At 61.8% G+C, this 4,458-nt stretch carries 5 protein-coding genes; 4 read left to right on the plus strand and 1 reads right to left on the minus strand.

Annotated features, from left to right (window positions below; translation table 11 throughout):
* The coding region (locus AC1DUU_RS24265) for an Hpt domain-containing protein (RefSeq protein WP_476785936.1) at positions 1–509 on the plus strand (509 nt) is incomplete at its 5' end.
* Positions 510–533: 24 nt separating this feature from the next.
* On the opposite strand, the gene torR is transcribed toward AC1DUU_RS24265, so the two are convergent.
* Positions 534–1,268, minus strand: a complete 735-nt coding sequence (torR, locus tag AC1DUU_RS24270) for a two-component system response regulator TorR (RefSeq protein ID WP_476785937.1) — start codon at positions 1,266–1,268, stop codon at positions 534–536.
* Between the two features lie 190 nt (positions 1,269–1,458).
* Between torR and AC1DUU_RS24275 the strand changes: the two genes are divergently transcribed.
* The 3 genes from AC1DUU_RS24275 to AC1DUU_RS24285 form a co-directional block, all read left to right on the plus strand.
* On the plus strand, positions 1,459–2,412 hold the full coding sequence (locus tag AC1DUU_RS24275; RefSeq protein ID WP_476785938.1) for an ABC transporter substrate-binding protein: 954 nt from the start codon (positions 1,459–1,461) through the stop codon (positions 2,410–2,412).
* A 105-nt stretch (positions 2,413–2,517) separates the two neighbouring features.
* A complete protein-coding gene (locus tag AC1DUU_RS24280; protein ID WP_476785939.1) occupies positions 2,518–3,546 on the plus strand; it encodes a quaternary amine ABC transporter ATP-binding protein in 1,029 nt (342 codons plus the stop codon).
* Positions 3,543–4,458, plus strand: a 916-nt coding sequence (locus AC1DUU_RS24285) for an ABC transporter permease (protein WP_476785940.1), incomplete at its 3' end; no start/stop codon positions are given. The genes AC1DUU_RS24280 and AC1DUU_RS24285, both read left to right, overlap by 4 nt.

Below are 4,458 nucleotides of genomic sequence, written 5' to 3' on the forward strand. Positions count from 1 at the left end.
TTGCCATGTCGGCGCATGTGTTCAAGACCGACGTCGACCGCTATCTCGATTCAGGCGTCGATGCCTTCGTTGCAAAACCGATCGTGCATGAGCACCTGCTCGACGCGATTGCCACTCTCGCCGATCGGTTGGGTCCGGCTTCGCCAGTGGTCGCGGCACTGGACGCTGCGGCTTGCCAGGCCGATCTCGCAGCACTCGGTTCCGAAACGGTACTGCGTCTGCATCGCATCGCTCATGACAGCCTGCCCAAGCGGTTTCGCTCGATGCATGACGCCGTGAAAGCCGGTGATCGCGAAGCCATCCGGGACCTAGCCCATGCGACGCGAAGTTCGGCCGGTTCACTTGGATTTCCACGCTTGCTGAAGTCTGCCGAGGCGCTCGAAACCGCGTCAGTCGCAGCGTCCCTTGCCGAGCTGAGGCGCATGGTCAATGCGTGCGAGGCAGCCTTTGCCGAGGGCACGCGGCAATGGGAAAAGATGCTGGGGAGCGCCCCAGCGCAATCGGCCTGAGGCGGCACGAGGGCAGGGGGCAGACTAGAAGTTTGCAGCCCCCCGAGGCGCCTGGCTGGCGTCAGGTGCGAAGAAATATCCCTCGCCATGGGCCGTGACGATGATGCGGGGCGAGCGCGGATTGTCGTTCAGCTTCTGGCGTAGTCGTCGCACCAGCACATCGACGGTGCGGTCGCTGGCGTCCCATTCGCGCCGCGATATCTCGTGCAGCAGGCGCTCGCGCGACAGCACCTGGCCAGGGTTGGCGGTCAACACCGACAGAAGCTTGAATTCGGCTCCCGTCAGCTCGACGAAAGTGCCGTCGGCCGCCTGCAGCGTGCGGCGCGACACTTCGAGCGTCCAGCCGTAGAAATGGCGTGAGCTTGCAGCGATCGCAGGTTGCCGGCCCTTGCCGACCCGGCGCAGCAGACCTTTCACGCGAGCGAGCAGTTCGCGATGCTCGACCGGCTTGGTCACGTAGTCGTCGGCGCCGATTTCGAGACCAACGATGCGATCGACAGTATCGGTTCTACCGGTAACCAGAATGATGCCGACATCGGAGCGTTCGCGCTGCTCGCGGGTAAGCTTGAGCCCATCCTCGCCAGGCAGATTGATGTCGATCATCAGCAGGTCGGCCGGATGCCGGTCCATGATGGTGCGCATTTGCTCGCCGTCGCCCGCTTCGCTGACCTTGTAGCCCTCGGCCAGGAAATAGCCGGCAAGTTTTGCCCGCGTGACCAGGTCATCCTCCACGATCACGATGTGATGTTGAACCCGCATGCCATCTTGTMCTCCCCATTCCCGATTAACATCTTTTCACAAGTCAGACCACGACTTTTACACCCCTCCCGACACCGGTTCACTTCTTACCGCTATGTTTGCGGGGCTGGAGCGGAAAAGGAACAGGCCCATAGAGCCAACATCCGAAACTCCACGGGAACGATCGCAACACAAAACAATGGGAGCTTCAATGAGCAAGTTCACGAAGTCTGCAGCCATGGCCACGATCCTGGCCTTCGCGGCGGGCACGGCATTCGCCGAGGATTCCACAGACGCCATCAAGATCCCGACCCACAATTGGTCGAGCCAGATCGTCGGCGCCCATATAGTCGGCAAGCTGCTCGAAAAGGGCGGCGCCAAGGTCGAATATGTCTCCGCCGATAGCCAGGTCGTCTACACGGCACTTTGCGAAGGCGACGTCAGCCTGGTGCACGAAGTCTGGGAAGGCGCCTTCGGCGTTGCGTTCCAGAAGGTGCTCAAGGAGGGCTGTGTCGTCGATGCCGCCACCCACGATGCCAAGACGCGCGAAGAGTGGTGGTACCCCACCTATGTCGAAGAAGTTTGCCCCGGATTGCCGGCCTGGGAGGCGTTGAATGCCTGCGCCGACAAGTTCTCAACGGCTGAGACCGCGCCGAAGGGCCGCTTCCTCGGTGGCCCGGTCGACTGGCTGAAGCATGACGCCGAGCGCGTCGAAGCCCTCGGCTTGAATTTCGAAGTCGTCAACGCCGGCTCGTCCGCGGCACTGTGGGCGGAACTCGATTCCGCCGTCAAGCGCAAGGAGCCGATCGTCCTGTTCAACTGGACGCCGAACTTCGTCGAAGCGCTTTATGATGGCAAGTTCGTCGAGTTCCCGGCCTTCGACCCGAAATGCAAGGACGATCYGTCCTGGGGCACCAACAAGGAACTGAGCTACGACTGCGGCAATCCGAAAGACGGCTATCTGAAGATCGCCGCCTGGAAGGAATTCCCCACCAAGTGGCCCAAGGCCTACGCGATCTTGCAGAAGATCAACTTCACCAACATGGACATCGCTGTTCAAGCCAAGCTGGCCGACATCGACAACATGGAGCCTGAACAGGCCGCCGACAAATGGCTGGCTGACAATGAGGCGCGTTGGAAGACCTGGCTCGGTTCCGGCAGCTAAGTCCTGCATCGAAAAGTCGTGTCGTGGTGTCGTGACGCTTGCACAATGCAGGCGTCACCTCGCCGCGCGCATCCATCGGCCACTTTGGCGAGAGGCAAACTCGACATGACCGAAGCAAAAATCGCATGCCGCAACCTTTGGAAGCTCTACGGCTCTGACCCTGCCGGCTTTCTGCGCCGCCAAGGCGGCAACCCTTCGATCGAAGCCATAAGGGCTGAAGGCTACATCCCCGCCGTCCGCGATGTGTCCTTCGAGGTGATGCCCGGCGAAATTCTCGTTGTCATGGGCCTTTCGGGCTCCGGCAAGTCAACCTTGCTGCGCTGCCTCGCCCGTCTCATCGAGCCGACGGCCGGGGAGGTGATGTTCGAGGGGCAGGACATTCTCGCAGCGTCCGAGCGCGAGATGATCGAACTCAGGCGTCACAAGATGGGCATGGTGTTCCAGCATTTCGCCTTGCTGCCGCATCGCACGGTGCTCGACAACGTCGCCTTTCCGCTCCAGGTCAGGGGTACAGACCGGCACAAACGCGAGGCACGCGCACGCGAAGTGATCGAGCTCGTCGGCTTGAAGGGGCGCGAGGGCTACTATCCCCGCGAACTCTCGGGCGGCCAGCAACAGCGTGTCGGCATTGCCCGCTCGCTTGCCGTGGGTCCCGACGTCTGGTTTCTCGACGAGCCGTTTTCGGCCCTCGATCCGTTGATCCGCAGGGAAATGCAGGACGAGTTCCTGCGCCTCCAGCAGGTGCTCAACAAGACAATCGTCTTCATCACCCATGACTTCGACGAGGCGATCCGCGTTGCCGACAGGATCGCCATCATGAAGGACGGCGTCGTCGAACAGCTTGGCACCGCGGAAGAACTCGTCACCTGTCCGGCGACCCCTTATGTCGCCGAATTCACCCGCAACGTCGCCCATGATCGCCTGATGTCGGTCCGCGCGGTCATGGCACCTGCATCGTCACGCACACCTGATGTGGCTGCAGTCCAGGCGCAGGCGCTTTTGGCAAGCGTCGCCCGCCAGGTGTTGATGTCGGAGCGCCCTGTCGATGTTGTCGACGACGGGGGCGCTTTGGTCGGCACGCTAAGCCGCGACAGCCTGATCGACGCGCTCTACGGCAGGGAACAGTGCGCATGACCTCAACGACGCTGACGCGCCCAGAAGAGATGGAGCAGCCCAAGACCCTTGCCGGCATGTCCAAGCCGCTGCTCATCGTGTTGCCTTTCATCGTCCTGATGTTGGCCGCCTCGCTGCTTCCCGAATGGGCGGTGAAGGTGCCCAAGGCCTGGACCGTCCCATTCGTCGACTGGGCAAATAGGCTGGTCGAGCACATGCGAGACGACGCGATGTTCGGCCTGTTCTCATTCAAGGACCTGACGCGCTGGATCGCCGAACTCATCACTTGGCCTTTGGCCTTCGTCGAAGGCCTGCTGGTCGCCGGTTTCCCGCAAATCGGCGTGCCCGCGATGCCGTGGGTCATGATCGCCGGCCTGTCGGGCGTACTGGGCTGGTATCTGAGAGATTGGCGGCTTGGCGCGCTGGCGGCAGGCTGTGTCGCCTATATGGCGATCTTCGGCAAATGGGAGCTGTCGATGATCACGCTGTCTGTGGTGCTTGTCGCCGCACCCATCGCTGGCCTTGTCGGCTTGGCGATCGGCATCATGGCGGTCAAGAAGCCTTGGTTCGAGGCGATAGTCGTGCCGCTGCTCAACGTGCTGCAGTCGCTGCCGCATTTTTCCTATCTGATCCCAATCGCCGTCTTCATCGGTGTCGGTCACAAGGCCGGCGCCATCGCCACTGTCATCTTCGCCATCCCGCCCATGGCAAGGCTCACCATCCTTGGACTGAAGGGTGTTGCCGAAGAGATCCGCGAGGCCGGAAAAATGGCCGGCTGCACTCGCTTCCAGACGTTGTGGATGGTCGAAATCCCCGCCGCCAGGCAAGCGCTGCTGGTCGGCGTCAATCAGGTCATCATGCAGTGCCTGGCAATGGTGGTGATCGCATCCTTTGTCGGGGCCAGGGGCCTCGGCCACGATCTTTTGTTTCGGC

This window comes from Aminobacter sp. P4_H6_2 (assembly GCF_056400805.1).